Source organism: Aestuariimicrobium sp. G57, from assembly GCF_050110855.1.
GTDB lineage: Bacteria > Actinomycetota > Actinomycetes > Propionibacteriales > Propionibacteriaceae > Aestuariimicrobium.
Window position 1 is genome coordinate 166829 of sequence record NZ_JBNINW010000004.1, and the last position, 16487, is coordinate 183315.

Here is a 16487-nt window from a genome sequence, read left to right on the forward strand (position 1 = left end):
AGTAGCAGGGACGAGAGAAGGAACTACTGTGGCGGGACAAAAGATCCGCATCAGGCTCCGGGCCTATGACCACGAGGTCATCGACTCGTCGGCGCGCAAGATCGTCGACACGGTGACCCGCACCGGGGCCAAGGTCGCCGGCCCCGTGCCGTTGCCGACCGAGAAGAACGTGTTCGTCGTGATCCGTTCGCCCCACAAGTACAAGGACAGCCGCGAGCACTTCGAGATGCGCACGCACAAGCGGCTGATCGACATCCTTGACCCCACGCCGAAGACGGTCGACTCGCTGATGCGTCTCGACCTGCCGGCTGGTGTCGACATCGAGATCAAGCTTCCGTGAGGTTGGTGAACACAATGACTGAACGCAAGGCAAAGGGCATCCTGGGCACCAAGCTCGGCATGACGCAGCTCTGGGACGCCGACAACAAGGTCGTGCCCGTGACCGTGATCCAAGCCGGCCCGTGTGTCGTGACCCAGGTCCGCACCCCCGAGAAGGACGGCTACAACGCCGTGCAGCTCGGCTTCGGCGCCATCAAGGCGAAGCAGGTGACCAAGCCGTACGCCGGCCTGTTCACCGCCGCCGACGTGACCCCCCGCAAGAACCTCGTCGAGCTGCGCACCAGCGACGCCAGCGAGTACACCCTGGGCCAGGAGATCACCGCTGAGACCTTCGCGAGTGACGAGGTCGTCGACGTGACTGGTGTGACCAAGGGCAAGGGCACCGCCGGTGTCATGAAGCGCCACGGCTTCCGTGGTCTGTCGGCCGGTCACGGTGTGCACCGCAAGCACCGCGCCCCCGGTTCGATCGGTGGCTGCTCGACCCCCGGACGCGTGTTCAAGGGTCTGCGCATGGCCGGTCGCATGGGTGTGGCGAAGAAGACCGTCCAGAACCTGTCGATCCACGCGGTCGACGCAGAACGTGGCCTGATTCTGGTCCGCGGCGCCATCCCGGGCCCCAAGGGCTCGCTGGTCGTCGTCCGGAGCGCGGCCAAGAAGGGTGATGTGGCATGAGCGAGTCGCGCAACGTTGACATCCTCTCGACCGAGGGCAAAAAGGCCGGTCAGGCCGAGCTCCCCGCCGAGCTGTTCGATGTCCAGACCAATGTCCCGCTGATCCACCAGGTTGTGGTGGCCCAGCAGGCCGCTGCCCGCCAGGGCACGCATTCCACCAAGACCCGCGGCGACGTCCGCGGTGGTGGCATCAAGCCGTGGCGCCAGAAGGGCACCGGTCGCGCCCGCCAGGGTTCGCGCCGCGCCCCGCAGTGGGCAGGCGGTGGCGTCGTCCACGGGCCGCAGCCCCGCGACTACTCGCAGCGCACCAACAAGAAGATGATCGCCGGTGCCATCCGGGGCGCCCTGTCCGACCGCGCACGCGACGGCCAGGTCTTCGTGATTGAGAGCATCGTCGCTGGAGAGACCCCGTCGACCAAGGCGGCACTTGCCTCGCTGGCGCACATCGGCGACATCAGCAAGCTGCTCGTCGTGCTTGACCGCACCGAGGACGTCGCCTGGCTGAGCCTGCGCAACGTGCCGACCGTGCACGCCCTGTCGGTCGACCAGCTCAATGCCTACGACATCCTGGTCAATGATTCGGTGCTGTTCACCAAGGCAGCGTTCGACACCTTCGTCGCCGGCCCCGCCAAGGGCAAGTCGGTCAAGGTCGTCGCCACTGAGTCCGAGGCCGCTGCTGCCGACGAGGAGGCCACCAAGTGAACGACTTCAAGATCAAGGACCCGCGCGACATCCTGCTCGCGCCCGTGGTCAGCGAGAAGAGCTACGGGCTGCTCGACGAGAACAAGTACACGTTCATCGTCAGCCCCGACGCCAACAAGACCGAGATCAAGATTGCCGTCGAGCAGGTTTTCGACGTCAAGGTTCTCAGCGTCAACACCATCAACCGCCAGGGCAAGGCTCGCCGTACCAAGTACGGCCTGGGTCAGCGCGCCAACACCAAGCGTGCGATCGTGACTGTCGCCGAAGGCCAGCGGATCGACATCTTCTCCGGCCCGGCTGAGTGACCGGGCGAAAGGACTGAAGAGAACTCATGGCTATCCGCAAGTACAAGCCGACGACCCCGGGTCGTCGTGGCTCCAGCGTCTCTGACTTCGCCGAGGTGACCCGCACGACGCCCGAGAAGTCGCTGTTGGTCTCGAAGCCCAAGACCGGTGGTCGCAACAACACCGGCCGCATCACCACCCGTCACATCGGTGGTGGCCACAAGCAGGCCTACCGCCTGATCGACTTCAAGCGCTACGACAAGGACGGCGTTCCGGCCAAGGTCGCTCACATCGAGTACGACCCCAACCGCACCGCCCGCATCGCGCTGCTGCACTACCTCGATGGTGAGAAGCGTTACATCATCGCTCCCCAGGGCCTGACCCAGGGTGCACAGGTCGTCGCCGGTGAGGGTGCTGACATCAAGCCGGGCAACAACCTGGCGCTGCGCAACATCCCCGTCGGCACCACGGTGCACGCGGTGGAGCTGCGCCCGGGCGGCGGCGCCAAGCTCGCCCGCTCGGCCGGTGTCTCGATCCAGCTGGTCGCCCGTGAGGGCAAGTACGCCACCCTGCGCATGCCCTCGGGCGAAATGCGCATGGTCGACGTGCGCTGCCGCGCCACCATCGGCTCGGTCGGCAACGCCGAGCAGTCGAACATCAACTGGGGCAAGGCCGGCCGCAGCCGCTGGAAGGGCATCCGCCCGACCGTGCGTGGTGTGGTCATGAACCCGATCGACCACCCGCACGGCGGTGGCGAGGGTCGTACCTCGGGTGGTCGTCACCCGGTGTCGCCCTGGGGCAAGCCCGAGGGTCGTACTCGCGACAAGAACAAGGCGAGCAGCCGACTCATCATCCGTCGTCGCAAGTCCGGCAAGAAGCGCTGATAGGGAGCCTGAAGAACAATGCCACGCAGCCTGAAGAAGGGCCCCTTCGTTGATGAGCACCTCGCCAAGAAGGTCGAGGCCCAGAACGAAAAGGGCACCAAGAACCTGATCAAGACCTGGTCGCGCCGGTCGATGATCGTGCCCGACATGCTCGGTCACACCATCAGCGTGCACGACGGTCGCAAGCATGTCCCGGTCTTCGTGACCGAGGCCATGATCGGCCACAAGCTCGGTGAATTCGCGCCGACCCGCACGTTCAAGGGTCACGTGAAGGACGACAAGAAGAGCCGCCGGCGCTGAGCCAGCGAGACAAGGAACGAGAAGAATGAGCAACTCAGAACGGCCCAGCCGTCGCGCTGCCCTGCTCGGGGATCGTCCTGGCTCGTACGCGATCGCGCGTCACGTCCGGATGAGCCCGACCAAGGTTCGTCGTGTCGTCGACCTGGTGCGCGGGATGGACGTCCAGGATGCCCTCGTGGCCCTGAAGTTCGCCCCGCAGGCCGCCTCGGAGCCGGTGTACAAGGTGGTCGCTTCGGCCGCTGCGAATGCCGAGCAGACCGAAGCCCTGCGCGCCGACGACCTGTACATCTCCCAGGCGTACGTGGACGAAGGTGTGACCATGCGTCGCATCCGTCCCCGCGCCAAGGGTTCGGCCAGCCGCATCCTCAAGCGCGCCGCCCACATCACTGTGGTCGTCGAGCCCCGTGAGGCCGCTGCCCCGGTCGCCAAGAAGTCGAAGAAGGCCGACGTGAAGAAGGCAGAAGCCAAGAACACCGACGCCACCAAGGCTGCTCCCGCGGCCGACACCGAGAGCACGAAGGAGGACTGAACATGGGACAGAAGATCCACCCCACAGGCTTCCGCCTCGGCACGACCACTGACCACACCACCCGCTGGTACGCAGACAAGCAGTACTCAGCGTTCGTGGGTGAGGACGTGAAGATTCGGGAGTACCTGACCAAGACCCTGGAGCGCGCCGGCATCAGCTCGATCGAGATCGAGCGCCGCAGCGAGCGCGTCACCATTTTCCTGCACGCTGCCCGTCCGGGCATCGTCATCGGCCGCAACGGCGCCGAGGCTGAGCGTGTGCGCGGCGAGCTCGAGAAGCTCACCGGCAAGCAGATCCAGCTGAACATCCTCGAGGTCAAGAACCCCGAGATCGATGCACAGCTGGTCGCCCAGGGCATCGCCGAGCAGCTCGGCGCCCGCGTGGCCTTCCGTCGCGCGATGCGCAAGGCCCAGCAGACGGCCATGCGTGCAGGTGCCCAGGGCATCCGCATCAAGTGCTCCGGTCGTCTCGGTGGCGCTGAGATGAGCCGCTCCGAGGGTTACCGCGAGGGCCGCGTGCCCCTGCACACCCTGCGCGCCGACATCGACTACGGCTTCTTCGAGGCCCGCACCACCTTCGGTCGCATCGGTGTCAAGGTCTGGATCTACAAGGGTGAGGTGTCGGGCACCCGCGCTGAGCGCGCCGCCCAGAAGGCTGCCCGCCAGTCTGCCCCCGCCGGACGCCAGCGCCCGGCCCGTCGTCCGGGTCGCGGTGAAGGCCGTGGGGATCGTCCCGAGCGTGGCGGTCGCCGCCGCGCCGAGGCAGCCGAGGGCAACACCCAGGCTGTCGCCAGCACCGAGAACGCAGGAGCCTGATCCATGCTGATTCCTCGTCGAGTGAAGTACCGCAAGCAGCACCACCCCAAGCGTGACGGCATGGCCAAGGGTGGCACCAAGCTGGCCTTCGGTGAGTACGGCATCCAGGCCCTGGAGTCCGGCTACCTGAAGAACCGCCAGATCGAGGCTGCCCGTATCGCCATGACCCGCCACATCAAGCGTGGCGGCAAGGTCTGGATCACGGTCTACCCGGACCGTCCCCTGACCAAGCACCCCGCCGAGTCGCGAATGGGCTCCGGCAAGGGCTCGCCCGAGTTCTGGGTGGCCAACATCAAGCCGGGACGCGTGCTGTTCGAGCTGTCCGGCGTGCCGGAGGAAGTGGCCCGCGAGGCCATGCGCCTGGCAATCCACAAGCTGCCCTTCAAGGCGCGTTTCATCAAGCGTGAGGCGGGTGAAATCTGATGGCAACCAAGCTTTCAGCAGCAGACCTGCGTGGTCTGAGCCGTGAGGCACTCAACACCAAGGTCAAGGAACTGAAGGAGGAGCTGTTCTCGCTCCGCTTCCAGTCCGCGACCGGCCAGCTGGACAACCCCGGCCGGCTGCGCGAGGTCCGCAAGGACATCGCACGCATCTACACCGTGCTGCAGGAGCGCAACCTGGGCATCGAGTCGGAACCTGAGGAGTGAGCATGAGCGAGAACACCACCTCGAACGAGTCCGTCGAGACCGCCGAGCGCGCAGCCCGCAAGGTGCGTGAGGGCATCGTCGTGTCGGACAAGATGGACAAGACCATCACCGTCGCGATCCAGGAGCGTGTCACCCACGCCCTGTACGGCAAGGTCATGAGCCAGACCAAGAAGATCAAGGCCCATGACGAGAACAACGAGTGCGGCATCGGTGACCGCGTCCGCGTGATGGAGACCCGTCCGCTGTCGGCCACCAAGCGCTGGCGCCTGCTCGAGATCGTCGAGAAGGCCAAGTGACCTGAGGGTCACACTGAATGCAGAACAGCCCGTCCCCGGTGGGGGGCGGGCTGTTTCGCATGTGGGTCGTGCTGCGCGGCCGGGGGGGGGTCAGGCCATCAGGCGGATCGTGTTCCAGCCCGTGCCGACCAGGCGCGCGCTGTTCCAGCCGCCACCATTGGTCTGCAGGTAGCTGTACAGCTGGCCATTGGCGTTGCGGCCGACCAGGTCGTTGCGGGCATCGCCGTTGAAGTCGCCGGGCGAGAAGGCCAGCGTGAAGCCGTTCCAGCCGTGACCGGTCTGCTTCTGTGAGACCACCCGTCCAGTCGAGTTCGAGTAATAGGTCCACAGCGCACCGGTGGTGGTGACGCCGGCGAAGTCGGCATGGCGGTCCCCGTTCACCGACCCGGTGGCGATCAGGTGGTTGACTGCACCCCAGTTCTTGCCGATCACCGCAGCGCCGTGCATGCCGCGGGCAGTGGTGAAGGTGTAGCGCACCAGGTTCTTGGCGGCGTCCACGCCGACGATCTCGGGGGTGCCGTCACCGTTCATGTCGCCCACCACCGAGATCAGGCCGAGCCCGTTCCAGTGGCGTCCGACCTTGACGCCGGATGAGAACTTGCCGCCGCCCTGACCGTAATAGACGTACAGCGTGCCGTCGATGTGGCGGGCCAGCAGGTCGTCGCGGCGGTCACCGTTGGCATCAGGCAGCAGCCCTATCCAGTTGAAGTTGTTCCAGCCGCCACCGACGCTGGTGTGGCCGGCGACCGTGCCGGTGCGGGTGCCGGGGTAGAGCCGCAGCCAGCCCGAGGTGTCGACCGCCAGCAGGTCGGCAACGCCGTCACCGGTGAAGTCGCCCCGCGTCCCGGACGCCGGCGTGCTCGGCGTCGTGACCTTCGGCTGCAGGTTGCGGCACTGGTCTTCGGCGTTGCCCTTCACGATGTTTCCCGAGCCGGTTGGCGCGGGGGAGTTGGACTTGCACTGCAGGTTGCCGTCGATGGTGTTGCGGGTGAAGTCCTGCGCGCCGCGGTTGCTGAACGACTGCAGGTCGCCATTGATGCGAACGGCCTGCACGGACGCGCTGCCGCCGCTGGTGAGCTGGATGCTGCCATCGACCATGCCACCGCTGACGGTGACCGACGCGTGCCGCTCGGCCTGGATGTTGCCCTTGACGGTGGTGTTGCTGACCGTCACCCGCGAGTTGTCATGGGCCAGCACATTGCCGTCGACGTAGGCATTCGTCAGCGTGCAACTGGCGCCGGCCGGCACGATCACGTTCTGGCTGATGGTGCCCGACAGGGTGCTGCGGCAGGTGACGTCAGCGGCTGCGTTCTGGGCGGTGACCACCAGGCTGCCGGCGGCGAGCGCGCCGGCCAGGGCCACGGTGGTGAGCTTCTTCATGGTGTTCACTGGGGATACCTTTCGGTTCGGGGCCTGGGCCCGGGTGCTGCTGACGCTAGGCAGCGGGCGGGAGGCGGCCGTGAAACCCCGGTGAGAGACTTCTCATGGACCCCGGTCTGGGGCGCGGGCCGGCGTGATCAGCCGCTTGTGGCGCCCCGATACCACGGTTTGGGGCCGATGGCACCTCTGGGGTACGCTATGCAGGTTGCCCGAAGTCTGAGCCCTCGGGTTGTGCCCGCATGTATTCCACGCGTGCTGGTGCTGAGGGGACCTTTCGTCGGTGATCAACGCCCGCAGTCGTCAACCACCTCCTTCACCCTGGTGATCCGGTGTGCGCTGCCGCGGGTGCCTGCTGGCAAAATCCAGCGGGCCGGAATCGAAGCCCCACCAGGCCGCTCGTCCCACGGGGCGGGATGGAACCGGCGGGGTGAAGGAGAAGAAATGATCCAGCAGGAGTCGCGCCTGAAGGTGGCCGACAACACTGGTGCCAAGGAACTCTTGTGCATCCGTGTTCTCGGTGGCACCGGGCGCCGCTATGCGTCGGTCGGTGACACGATCGTGTGTTCCGTCAAGGACGCCATCCCCGGCGGCAACGTCAAGAAGGGTGATGTGGTCAAGGCCGTCATCGTCCGCACCACCAAAGAGCACCGTCGTCCCGACGGCTCGTACATCAAGTTCGACGAGAACGCTGCCGTCATCCTCAAGAATGACGGTGAGCCCCGTGGCACCCGTATCTTCGGTCCCGTTGCACGCGAGCTGCGCGAGAAGAAGTTCATGCGCATCATCTCGCTCGCCCCGGAGGTGATCTGACATGAAGTCGCTGCACGTCAAGAAGGGTGACCGCGTCAAGGTCATCTCGGGCAAGGAAGCGGACAAGGGCAAGGTCGGCGAGATCATCGCGGTCGACATCGAGCGCCAGCGCGTGACCGTCGAGGGCGTCAACATCGTCAAGCGCCACCTGCGCGACAGCGCGAACGCTGCCGGCCAGCAGGTCAAGGGCGGCATCGTCAGCTCCGAGGCCCCGATCCACGTGTCGAACGTCCAGCTCGTCACCAAGGTTGACGGCAAAGAGGTCGTGACCCGCGCCGGTTACAAGCGCGAAGAGGTCACCAAGACCCGTCCCGACGGCTCGACCTACACGACCACCCGTTCGGTGCGTTACCTGAAGAAGGACGAGGCTGCGGCCGAGAAGGCCCCCGCCAAGACCAAGAAGGCCGCCGACACCAAGGCGAAGGAGGCTGACAAGTGAGCACCGACGTGACTGAAACCACGCAGGCCACCGAAGCCGAAGCGACCCAGGCAACCAGGGCTCCCCGTGAGCTGCCCCGCCTGAAGAAGAAGTACCGCGAAGAGATCGTCGCGGCGATGAACGAGCAGTTCAAGTACGCCAACCCCATGCAGATCCCCGGTCTGACCAAGATCGTCGTGAACATGGGTGTCGGCGAGGCTGCCCGCGACTCGAAGATCCTCGATGGTGCCATCCGCGACCTGACCGCCATCACCGGTCAGAAGCCGCAGGTCACCAAGGCACGCAAGTCGATCGCCCAGTTCAAGCTGCGTGAGGGCCAGCCCATCGGCTGCCACGTCACGCTGCGTGGCGACCGCATGTGGGAGTTCGCCGACCGCCTGCTGACCCTGGCCCTGCCCCGCATCCGCGACTTCCGCGGTCTGAACGGCAACCAGTTCGACGGCCTCGGCAACTACACCTTCGGTCTCAACGAGCAGGTCATGTTCCTCGAGATCGACCAGGACAAGATCGACCGCGTGCGTGGCATGGACATCACCTTCGTCACCTCGGCCAACACGAACGAAGAGGGCAAGGCGCTGCTGACGCACCTCGGCTTCCCGTTCAAGGCAAAGGACGACCCGAAGAAGGCCGGGCCCAAGCGTGGCAAGGCGTTCTACTCCAAGAAGAAGAAGTGAGCTGAGGAGAACCGATGGCCAAGACTGCTCTCAAGGTCAAGCAGAGCCGCAAGCCGAAGTTCGGCGTGCGCGCCTACACCCGTTGCCAGAAGTGTGGACGACCGAAGTCGGTCTACCGCAAGTTCGGTCTGTGCCGCGTGTGCCTGCGTGACCTCGCCCACCGTGGCGAGCTGCCCGGCGTCACCAAGTCTTCGTGGTGATTTCCTGGCGCCGGTGCGCGAGCACCGGCGTCCCCGGCCGGCCCATCCGGGCCTGCCAGGCGCGGGCGTCGTCCACCATGGACGCCACCACGCCACAACACCCCTGACGCAAAGGGTCCGTTTCCGGTGGACCGGGACGTGAAACCGTTGCGAGAAAGAGGCAACAAGCCATGACAATGACTGATCCCATTGCCGACATGCTGACGCGTCTGCGCAACGCCAACCAGGCGTACCACGACCAGACGAGCATGCCGCACTCGAAGATCAAGGTCGGCATCGCCGAAATCCTCAAGTCCGAGGGCTACATCGCGGACTTCGAGATCGTCGAGCCGCAGGAGGGCGAGGTTGGCAAGACGCTGACCATCACCCTCAAGTACGGCGACACCCGCCAGCGTTCCATCGCCGGTGTGCGTCGCATCAGCAAGCCGGGTCTGCGCGTGTACGCGAAGTCGACCGGCCTGCCCAAGGTCCTCGGAGGCCTGGGCATTGCCATCATTTCCACCTCGCAGGGCCTGCTGACTGACCGTCAGGCCCACGAGAAGAGCGTCGGCGGCGAAGTGCTCGCCTACGTCTGGTGACGAGAAGGTAGAGGAGGAACACCCATGTCACGAATTGGCAGGCTCCCGATCACCGTCCCGTCCGGTGTCGAGGTGACGATCGATGGCAACAACGTCGCGGTGAAGGGCCCCAAGGGTCAGCTGAACCACGTCGTGCCCGCCCCGATCACGATCAACAAGAACGACGAGGGCCAGATTGAGGTCGCCCGTCCTGACGACGAGCGCACCAGCAAGTCGCTGCACGGACTGACCCGCACCCTGGTCTCGAACATGGTGACCGGTGTCACCGAGGGTTACGAGAAGAAGCTCGAAATCGTCGGCGTCGGCTACCGCGTGATCTCGAAGGGCCCGACCCAGCTCGAGTTCGCTCTCGGTTTCAGCCACCCGGTGATCATTGACGCCCCCGAGGGCATCACGTTCGTCGTCGAGGCTCCCACCAAGTTCTCGGTGCAGGGCATCAGCAAGCAGGCTGTTGGCGAGGTCGCTGCCAACATCCGCAAGCTCCGCAAGCCCGAGCCCTACAAGGGCAAGGGCGTCCGGTACGCCGGCGAGCACGTTCGCCGCAAGGTTGGAAAGGCAGGTAAGTGACCATGGCCATTTCTCTGGGACACAAGAAGGGCCTCGCCGCCAAGGCTGCGTCACGCACCCGCCGTCAGGTTCGCGCCCGCAAGCGCATCGCCGGTTCGGCGGAGCGCCCCCGCATGGTCGTCACCCGCTCTGCACGTCACCTGTTCGTGCAGGTCATCGACGATGTGGCCGGCAAGACCCTGGCCAGCGCCTCGACGATGGAGGCCGACCTGCGCAACGCTTCGGGCGACAAGTCCGACAAGGCTGCGGTGGTGGGCAAGCTGGTCGCCGACCGGGCCAAGGCCGCCGGTATCAGCCAGGTCGTCTTCGACCGTGCTGGCAACAAGTACCACGGACGGATCGCGTCGCTGGCAGATGCTGCCCGCGAGGCTGGTCTGGACTTCTGAGCAACACGACGAAAGGTAAGTAGCGATGAGTGAAACCCAGCGCCGCGGTGGCGGTCAGGGCGAGCGTCGCGGCCGTGATGACCGTCGTGGCCAGGCGCAGAAGGAAGAGAAGAGCCAGTACCTCGAGCGCGTCGTCGCCATCAACCGTGTGGCGAAGGTCGTGCAGGGTGGTCGCCGGTTCAGCTTCACGGCCCTCGTGGTCGTGGGCGACGGCGAAGGCACCGTCGGTGTCGGCTACGGAAAGGCCAAGGAGGTGCCGGCCGCGATCGCCAAGGGTGTGGAAGAGGCCAAGAAGCACTTCTTCCGGGTCCCCCTGGTGCAGCGCACCATCCCGCACCCCGTCCAGGGTGAGAAGGCCGCAGGCGTGGTGCTGCTGCGTCCGGCCAGCCCGGGTACCGGTGTGATCGCCGGTGGTGCAGTGCGCGCGGTGCTTGAATGCGCCGGCATCCACGACATCCTGTCCAAGTCGCTCGGTTCGCCCAACGCCATCAACGTGGTGCACGCCACCGTTGCGGCGCTCAAGGGCCTCGAGCAGCCCGAAGACGTGGCCCGTCGCCGCGGCAAGCGCGTCGAAGACGTCGCCCCGGCCGGTCTGCTGCGTTCGGCACGCGAGGAGGTGGCTCACTGATGGCACGCCTGAAAGTGACCCAGTTGAAGTCGGGCGTCGGCTTCAAGCAGAACCAGAAAGAGACCCTGCGTTCGCTCGGTCTCAAGCGCATCGGTGACGTCGTGGTGAAGGAGGACCGCCCCGAGATTCGTGGCATGGTCCAGACCGTTCGCCACCTCGTCTCTGTGGAAGAGGTGGAATGAGATGGCGCTGAAGATTCATGACCTGGCGCCCGCTCCGGGTGCGAAAACCAAGAAGACCCGTGTGGGTCGCGGTGAGGCCTCGAAGGGCAAGACCGCTGGTCGCGGTACCAAGGGCACTGGCGCACGCAAGAACACCCCCGAGTCGTTCGAGGGTGGCCAGATGCCGCTGCACATGCGTCTGCCGAAGCTTCGCGGCTTCAAGAACCCGTTCCGGGTTCAGTACCAGACCGTGAATGTCGGCAAGCTGGGCGAGCTGTTCCCCCAGGGTGGCGACGTGACCGTGGCCGACATGGTCGAGGCCGGTGCTGTGCGCAAGGGCCACCTGGTCAAGGTGCTCGGCAGCGGCGACCTGTCGGTCGCGCTGACCGTGACCGCCGATGCCTTCTCGGCCTCGGCAGTGCAGAAGCTCGAGCAGGCCGGCGGCAAGGCGAATGCGCCCGTCGTCGAGGCAGCCGAGTGAGCTGACCCAGCTGATCGCAGCGGCCCGTCACCCCTTGTGGGTGGCGGGCCGCTGTCGTCGTGGTGCGCGCTGCGAGACCAGCACGAGTGCCAGGGCCAGGCACAGCAGCGCAACGCCGTACAGGGCCATCAGCGCGCTCGACAGGGCCACTGAGCCGGGCGCGACGCCCAGCATGCGCAGCGCCAGCGTCGTGTCGCTGGCGACGAATGCCAGCCCACCGATCGTGCCGATCCGGTTCGTGGACGCCGTGATCGCCATCAGCACCAGCAGTACGGCGTAGCCGGCCATGGCGGACAGCAGCCCCTTGGGCACCTCGGGGGACAGCGACAGGAACAGCATCAGGCCGACGGCATGCGCCACGACGAGCGTGCCGACCACCAGCGTGCGCGGCGCGAACCAGTCCACGAACCGCCAGAATGCGGCGACCAAAAAAACCTGCCCGACCGCGAAGGCACCGATCATGGCCAGGTCTGCCTGGTCGAGGAACCGTGGGGCCAGGTCGCCCGCGAAGCAGCCGAGCATGCCGAGCGTGCCGAGCACCCGGGTGACGCCGGTCGTGCCCCAGAAGACGGTCAGGGTGGCCAACGCTGACATCGCCAGTTGGCCGGTGGTGGCGATCGGATCCAGGGCGAGCCAGAGCCCCAGTTGGTTCACCATCAACCCGATGGCCGCCCCCAGCAGCGACCATGACGCCAGCTGGGGTCGTCCGGGGGAACGCGTCTGGGGCTGCATGCCACGGTTCTATCATCACGATTCAGCAAAACGTCATCCAGATGTCCCCGTGGCTACTTGCGGGCCGTCGGGTGATTGCCCCTAAGGTGTGGCCCATGGCCACGCCCAACCCTGATCAGAGCCCTGCAGCGCAGCTCGAAAACCGCATCCCACCCGTCATCCTGTTCTTCCTGGCCTTCGCGGTGCAGCAGCTGTTGCCGCGCCCGAAGAAGAAGGGCGCGCGCGGTCGGGGCATCAGCCGGTTGGCGGCTACAGGCGTTGTCGGCGGGGCGCTGGTGCTGGTGATGTCGGCGGTGCGCAAGCTGGGCGAGAACCACACCACCGTCGACCCGATGGAGCCCACCGACGCCACCACGTTGGTCACCGACGGCCCCTACTCGCTCACCCGCAACCCGATCTATTTGTCGATGGCCATTGCGCTGGCGGGCGGGGCGATCTGGAAGCGTTCTGTGTGGGCGATCGTGCCCGTGGCGCTGTTCGTCGCGGTGCTCACCCGGTTGCAGATCATCCCCGAGGAACGGGCGATGCAGTTCCTGTTCGGGGATGACTACGAGCAGTACACCCGCGACGTGCGCCGCTGGGTTTGATCGGCCGGCGTGTGCAGCCCGGCCTCACAGCGCGGGACTCACAGCGCGGCGATGATCTCCTGCACCCGCTGCTTGGCGTCACCGAACAGCATGACCGTGTTGTCGCGGAAGAACAGCGGATTCTGCACGCCGGCATAACCAGGGTTCATCGACCGCTTGAACACCACGACGGTGCCGGCGTGCCACACCTCGATCACCGGCATGCCCGCGATGGGGGAGTCCGGCTCTTCCAGCGCGGCCGGGTTGACGGTGTCGTTGGCGCCGATCACCAGCACCACGTCGGTCTCGGAGAGGTCAGGGTTGACCTCGTCCATCTCGAGCACGATGTCATAGGGCACCTTGGCCTCGGCGAGCAGCACGTTCATGTGCCCGGGCAGTCGTCCGGCGACGGGGTGGATGCCGAACCGCACGTTGACACCCCGGTCACGCAGGCGGCGGGTCAGGTCGGCGACGGGGTACTGGGCCTGGGCGACGGCCATGCCGTAGCCGGGGGTGATGACAACCGACTTCGCCGAGGTGAGCATCGAGGCCACCTCGTCGACCGAGGTTTCCTGGTGTTCACCGTAGTCACGGGCCACGCCCTCGCCGGTGGCACCCTCGCCGAAGCCGCCGAGGATCACCGAGACGAACGAGCGGTTCATGGCCTTGCACATGATGTAGCTCAGGATCGCACCCGATGAACCGACCAGCGCACCCGTGACGATGAGCAGGTCATTACCGAGCATGAAGCCGGCGGCAGCCGCGGCCCAGCCGGAATAGGAGTTCAGCATCGAGACGACCACGGGCATGTCGCCGCCACCGATGCTGGCCACCATGTGCCAGCCGAGCGCCAGTCCCAGCACGGTGACCACCAGCAGCGGCCACACGGACGGCGCCACCGCGAACCACACGGTCGCCGCCACGGCGGCCAGCAGCATCACCAGGTTGAGCAGGTTGCGGTTGGGCAGCATCAGCGGCTTGGACTTCATGCGTCCACTGAGCTTGCCGAACGCGACCACCGACCCGGTGAAGGTGTAGGCGCCGATCAGCACGCCCACCGCCACCTCGATCAGGTGGGCCAGCGAGTTGTGCTCGGTGTCCAGGTAGGACGCGAAACCCACGGCGACGGCAGCCAGGCCGACGAAGCTGTGCAGCATGGCGATCAGCTGGGGCATGCCGGTCATCTCGACCTTGAGCGCCAGCCACAAGCCGATCGCCGAGCCCACCAGCAGCGGGGCCAGCAGCAGCACGGCGGTGAGCCCGGGGCTGCGCTCGGAGTTCAGCAGCGCATAGCCGAAGGTGGCGGTGCCGGCGATGGTCATGCCGACTATGCCGGCGAGGTTGCCGGCCCTGGCCGATTCGTGCCGGGACAGCCCGGCCAGGGCGAGGATGAACAGCAGAGCCGCGATAATGTAGGCGGTCTGGATCACGGATTCGGCGGTCACGTCAGCCCTTCCGGAACATGGCGAGCATCTTGCGGGTGACGATGAAGCCACCGGCAACGTTGATGGAGGCGACCAGGATGGCCACCACGGCCAGCCCGCTCACCCAGGGATTGGACGACCCGACCTGCAACAGCGCGCCGACCATGATGATGCCGCTGATGGCATTCGTCTCGGCCATGAGCGGGGTGTGCAGGGCGTGGCTGACATTGCTGATGACGTAGAAGCCGACGACGATCGCCAGCATCAGCACCATCCAGTGCGCGAGCAGGGTGGTCGGCATCAGCGAGCCGAGTACGCCGAACGCCACCAGGCCGAGGGCGGTGCCGTAGAGCGCGCGCTTCTGCCTGGTCTGGCGCAGGGCGACCTCGTCGACATGCTTGGACGGCGCCGGCGCGATCTCTGCGGGGGTGTGGGTGGGCGCCGCAGAAACCTTCACCGGTGGCGGGGGCCACAGGATCTGCCCTTCGTGGGCGACCGTCATCGAGCGCACCACCTCGTCGCCCATGTCGAGCGTCGGTGTGCCGTCCTTGGCCGGCGTGATGAGCTTCATCAGGTTGACCAGGTTGGTACCGAACAGCTGCGAGGCCTGCCGCGGCAGCCGGCCGGCGAGGTCGGTCCAGCCGACGATGGTGACGCCGTTGTCGGTGACCACCCGCTCGTCGGGCCTGGTCAGCTCGGTGTTGCCGCCGGTCGAGGCGGCCATGTCGATGATGACGCTGCCCGGCTTCATGTTCGCGATCATCGGCTCGGTCAGCAGCACCGGGGCCGACCGCCCACGAATCTGGGCGGTGGTGATCACGATGTCGGCGTCGGCCGACTCGGCGGCATACATCTTCGCGGCAAGCGCGGCCTGGTCGGCCGACATCTCTTTGGCGTAGCCGTCGGACGAGGCCTGTGCATCGGCAGCACCCACCTCGACATAGGTCGCACCCATGGACTCGATCTGCTCGGCCACCTCGGGACGCACATCGAAGGCCCGCACCTGGGCACCCAGGGCCCCGGCGGTGCCGATCGCGGCCAGACCAGCCACACCGGCGCCGGCCACGAACACCTTGGCGGGCGGCATCTTGCCCGCGGCGGTCACCTGGCCGTTGAAGACACCACCGAACTCGTCCGCGGCCTCGACCACAGCCCGGTAGCCCGCAATGTTCGCCATCGAGCTGAGCACGTCGAGCGCCTGGGCTCGTGAAATGCGCGGCACGGCGTCCAGGCTCATGCCGGTGATGCCGCGCTCTGCCAGCGACTCGACCATCGCGGGGTGGTTGCCAGGGTCGAGCATCGAGACGAGCAGCGCTCCCGGCCTCACCGCGACCAGCTCGTGCGGACTCGGCGGGTCACAGGTGAAGACCACATCAGCGCCCCACGCCTGTTCGGCGGTGCCGATGGTGGCCCCGGCCTCGACATAGGCCTCGTCCGGAAAGTACGAGCGCGCCCCGGCACCTGACTGCACGACCACGTCGTAGCCGAGGCGCAGCAATTGGGCGGTGGTGGTGGGGGTCGCAGCAACACGGGTCTGGCTGGGCCGCGACTCGAGCGGTACGCCGATCAGCACGTGGGTCCTCCTGGTGGGCGGGGTGGCGCCTGTGCGGGAGCCACCTGTTGTGACACTAGCCATGGAGGTGTCGGCGGTTTCAGCGACCCCGGCAAATGCGCGTCGGTTCAATCAGTTCGGGCGGGTGCTCTGGGCGTCGGCCAGGTCCGTGCGCGCTGATGCTCGTCCACCCTCGACGTGCGCAAGCGGCGTGGGTGCCAGTTCTGCAGGTGATTCGGCCGATTCGGGCTGCACATGCGGCGTGGGTGCCAGTTGTGCAGGTTCTTGGACGAGCCCGGGCTGGTGCAGGGCCGCGCCCATGACATGTCCTCCGCCCAGACCTGCACGAGTGGCGCTGGTGCCAGTTCTGCATGCGATTCAGTCGGTCCCAGCTGCACACGCGGCAAGGGTGCCAGTTCGGCAAGTTCTTGGACGAGCCCAG

General features: G+C 66.4%; 26 protein-coding genes and 1 pseudogene. 22 read left to right on the forward strand and 5 right to left on the reverse strand.

The window, feature by feature from the left end; translation table 11 throughout:
• Positions 1-28: 28 nt before the first annotated feature.
• The 11 genes from rpsJ to rpsQ are packed head-to-tail and all read left to right on the forward strand — an operon-like array spanning position 29 to position 5467.
• The gene (rpsJ, locus tag ACQCX5_RS10790) at positions 29-340 is read left to right on the forward strand and encodes a 30S ribosomal protein S10 (RefSeq protein WP_259809982.1); all 312 of its coding nucleotides are present in this window, start codon (positions 29-31) and stop codon (positions 338-340) included.
• 14 nt (positions 341-354) lie between these two features.
• On the forward strand, positions 355-1011 hold the full coding sequence (rplC, locus tag ACQCX5_RS10795) for a 50S ribosomal protein L3 (protein ID WP_434542035.1): 657 nt from the start codon (positions 355-357) through the stop codon (positions 1009-1011).
• Entirely contained in the window at positions 1008-1712 is a 705-nt protein-coding gene (gene rplD / locus ACQCX5_RS10800; RefSeq protein ID WP_434542036.1) for a 50S ribosomal protein L4, read from the forward strand. The genes rplC and rplD overlap by 4 nt, the downstream gene beginning before the upstream one ends.
• The gene (gene rplW / locus ACQCX5_RS10805) at positions 1709-2017 is read left to right on the forward strand and encodes a 50S ribosomal protein L23 (RefSeq protein ID WP_434542037.1); all 309 of its coding nucleotides are present in this window, start codon (positions 1709-1711) and stop codon (positions 2015-2017) included. The genes rplD and rplW overlap by 4 nt, the downstream gene beginning before the upstream one ends.
• 26 nt (positions 2018-2043) lie before the next feature.
• A complete protein-coding gene (gene rplB, locus ACQCX5_RS10810; protein ID WP_434542038.1) occupies positions 2044-2880 on the forward strand; it encodes a 50S ribosomal protein L2 in 837 nt (278 codons plus the stop codon).
• An 18-nt stretch (positions 2881-2898) separates the two neighbouring features.
• The gene (gene rpsS / locus ACQCX5_RS10815; protein WP_434542039.1) at positions 2899-3180 is read left to right on the forward strand and encodes a 30S ribosomal protein S19; all 282 of its coding nucleotides are present in this window, start codon (positions 2899-2901) and stop codon (positions 3178-3180) included.
• A gap of 25 nt (positions 3181-3205) precedes the next feature.
• Positions 3206-3709, forward strand: a complete 504-nt coding sequence (gene rplV / locus ACQCX5_RS10820) for a 50S ribosomal protein L22 (RefSeq protein ID WP_434542040.1) — start codon at positions 3206-3208, stop codon at positions 3707-3709.
• A 2-nt stretch (positions 3710-3711) separates the two neighbouring features.
• Entirely contained in the window at positions 3712-4524 is an 813-nt protein-coding gene (gene rpsC, locus ACQCX5_RS10825; protein ID WP_434542041.1) for a 30S ribosomal protein S3, read from the forward strand.
• Positions 4525-4527: 3 nt separating this feature from the next.
• Positions 4528-4947, forward strand: coding sequence for a 50S ribosomal protein L16 (gene rplP, locus ACQCX5_RS10830; RefSeq protein ID WP_434542042.1), 420 nt, complete (start codon positions 4528-4530; stop codon positions 4945-4947).
• Positions 4947-5171 carry a 50S ribosomal protein L29 gene (rpmC, locus tag ACQCX5_RS10835; RefSeq protein ID WP_434542043.1) on the forward strand — a complete coding sequence of 75 codons (225 nt, stop codon included), beginning with the start codon at positions 4947-4949 and terminating at the stop codon, positions 5169-5171. Before rplP ends, rpmC begins: the two co-directional genes overlap by 1 nt.
• A 2-nt stretch (positions 5172-5173) precedes the next feature.
• The gene (gene rpsQ, locus ACQCX5_RS10840; protein ID WP_434542044.1) at positions 5174-5467 is read left to right on the forward strand and encodes a 30S ribosomal protein S17; all 294 of its coding nucleotides are present in this window, start codon (positions 5174-5176) and stop codon (positions 5465-5467) included.
• A 90-nt stretch (positions 5468-5557) separates the two neighbouring features.
• Here rpsQ and ACQCX5_RS10845 read toward each other — a convergent pair whose 3' ends face one another.
• A complete protein-coding gene (locus ACQCX5_RS10845; RefSeq protein WP_434542045.1) occupies positions 5558-6847 on the reverse strand; it encodes an FG-GAP-like repeat-containing protein in 1290 nt (429 codons plus the stop codon).
• Positions 6848-7288: 441 nt separating this feature from the next.
• On the opposite strand from ACQCX5_RS10845, the gene rplN reads away from it, so the two are divergent.
• The 10 genes and pseudogenes from rplN to rplO all read left to right on the forward strand — a co-directional run bounded on the left by rplN (position 7289) and on the right by rplO (position 11771).
• On the forward strand, positions 7289-7657 hold the full coding sequence (gene rplN / locus ACQCX5_RS10850; protein WP_434542046.1) for a 50S ribosomal protein L14: 369 nt from the start codon (positions 7289-7291) through the stop codon (positions 7655-7657).
• 1 nt (position 7658) lies between these two features.
• Positions 7659-8027: pseudogene (gene rplX / locus ACQCX5_RS10855) on the forward strand (50S ribosomal protein L24); the annotation flags it as partial.
• A gap of 77 nt (positions 8028-8104) precedes the next feature.
• The gene (rplE, locus tag ACQCX5_RS10860; RefSeq protein WP_434542208.1) at positions 8105-8770 is read left to right on the forward strand and encodes a 50S ribosomal protein L5; all 666 of its coding nucleotides are present in this window, start codon (positions 8105-8107) and stop codon (positions 8768-8770) included.
• A gap of 14 nt (positions 8771-8784) precedes the next feature.
• Positions 8785-8970 carry a type Z 30S ribosomal protein S14 gene (locus tag ACQCX5_RS10865; protein ID WP_434542047.1) on the forward strand — a complete coding sequence of 62 codons (186 nt, stop codon included), beginning with the start codon at positions 8785-8787 and terminating at the stop codon, positions 8968-8970.
• A 170-nt stretch (positions 8971-9140) separates the two neighbouring features.
• Positions 9141-9548 (forward strand): 30S ribosomal protein S8, encoded by a 408-nt coding sequence (gene rpsH / locus ACQCX5_RS10870; protein WP_434542048.1) that lies wholly within the window; start codon positions 9141-9143, stop codon positions 9546-9548.
• Between the two features lie 24 nt (positions 9549-9572).
• A complete protein-coding gene (rplF, locus tag ACQCX5_RS10875) occupies positions 9573-10115 on the forward strand; it encodes a 50S ribosomal protein L6 (RefSeq protein ID WP_434542049.1) in 543 nt (180 codons plus the stop codon).
• Positions 10116-10117: 2 nt separating this feature from the next.
• Positions 10118-10501, forward strand: a complete 384-nt coding sequence (rplR, locus tag ACQCX5_RS10880; RefSeq protein WP_434542050.1) for a 50S ribosomal protein L18 — start codon at positions 10118-10120, stop codon at positions 10499-10501.
• 25 nt (positions 10502-10526) lie between these two features.
• Positions 10527-11129, forward strand: coding sequence for a 30S ribosomal protein S5 (gene rpsE / locus ACQCX5_RS10885; protein ID WP_434542051.1), 603 nt, complete (start codon positions 10527-10529; stop codon positions 11127-11129).
• Positions 11129-11311 (forward strand): 50S ribosomal protein L30, encoded by a 183-nt coding sequence (rpmD, locus tag ACQCX5_RS10890; protein WP_434542052.1) that lies wholly within the window; start codon positions 11129-11131, stop codon positions 11309-11311. The genes rpsE and rpmD overlap by 1 nt, the downstream gene beginning before the upstream one ends.
• Before the next feature lies 1 nt (position 11312).
• Positions 11313-11771, forward strand: a complete 459-nt coding sequence (gene rplO / locus ACQCX5_RS10895) for a 50S ribosomal protein L15 (protein WP_434542053.1) — start codon at positions 11313-11315, stop codon at positions 11769-11771.
• 27 nt (positions 11772-11798) lie between these two features.
• On the opposite strand, the gene ACQCX5_RS10900 is transcribed toward rplO, so the two are convergent.
• Positions 11799-12503 (reverse strand): lysoplasmalogenase family protein, encoded by a 705-nt coding sequence (locus ACQCX5_RS10900; RefSeq protein WP_434542054.1) that lies wholly within the window; start codon positions 12501-12503, stop codon positions 11799-11801.
• A 95-nt stretch (positions 12504-12598) separates the two neighbouring features.
• Between ACQCX5_RS10900 and ACQCX5_RS10905 the strand changes: the two genes are divergently transcribed.
• Entirely contained in the window at positions 12599-13090 is a 492-nt protein-coding gene (locus ACQCX5_RS10905; protein ID WP_434542055.1) for a methyltransferase family protein, read from the forward strand.
• Between the two features lie 38 nt (positions 13091-13128).
• Here ACQCX5_RS10905 and pntB read toward each other — a convergent pair whose 3' ends face one another.
• The 3 genes from pntB to ACQCX5_RS10920 all read right to left on the reverse strand — a co-directional run bounded on the left by pntB (position 13129) and on the right by ACQCX5_RS10920 (position 16366).
• Positions 13129-14514: a Re/Si-specific NAD(P)(+) transhydrogenase subunit beta gene (pntB, locus tag ACQCX5_RS10910; protein ID WP_434542056.1), complete on the reverse strand. Its 1386-nt coding sequence runs from the start codon at positions 14512-14514 to the stop codon at positions 13129-13131.
• 1 nt (position 14515) lies between these two features.
• On the reverse strand, positions 14516-16066 hold the full coding sequence (locus tag ACQCX5_RS10915) for a Re/Si-specific NAD(P)(+) transhydrogenase subunit alpha (protein WP_434542057.1): 1551 nt from the start codon (positions 16064-16066) through the stop codon (positions 14516-14518).
• Between the two features lie 111 nt (positions 16067-16177).
• A complete protein-coding gene (locus ACQCX5_RS10920; protein ID WP_434542058.1) occupies positions 16178-16366 on the reverse strand; it encodes a hypothetical protein in 189 nt (62 codons plus the stop codon).
• Positions 16367-16487 lie beyond the last annotated feature (121 nt).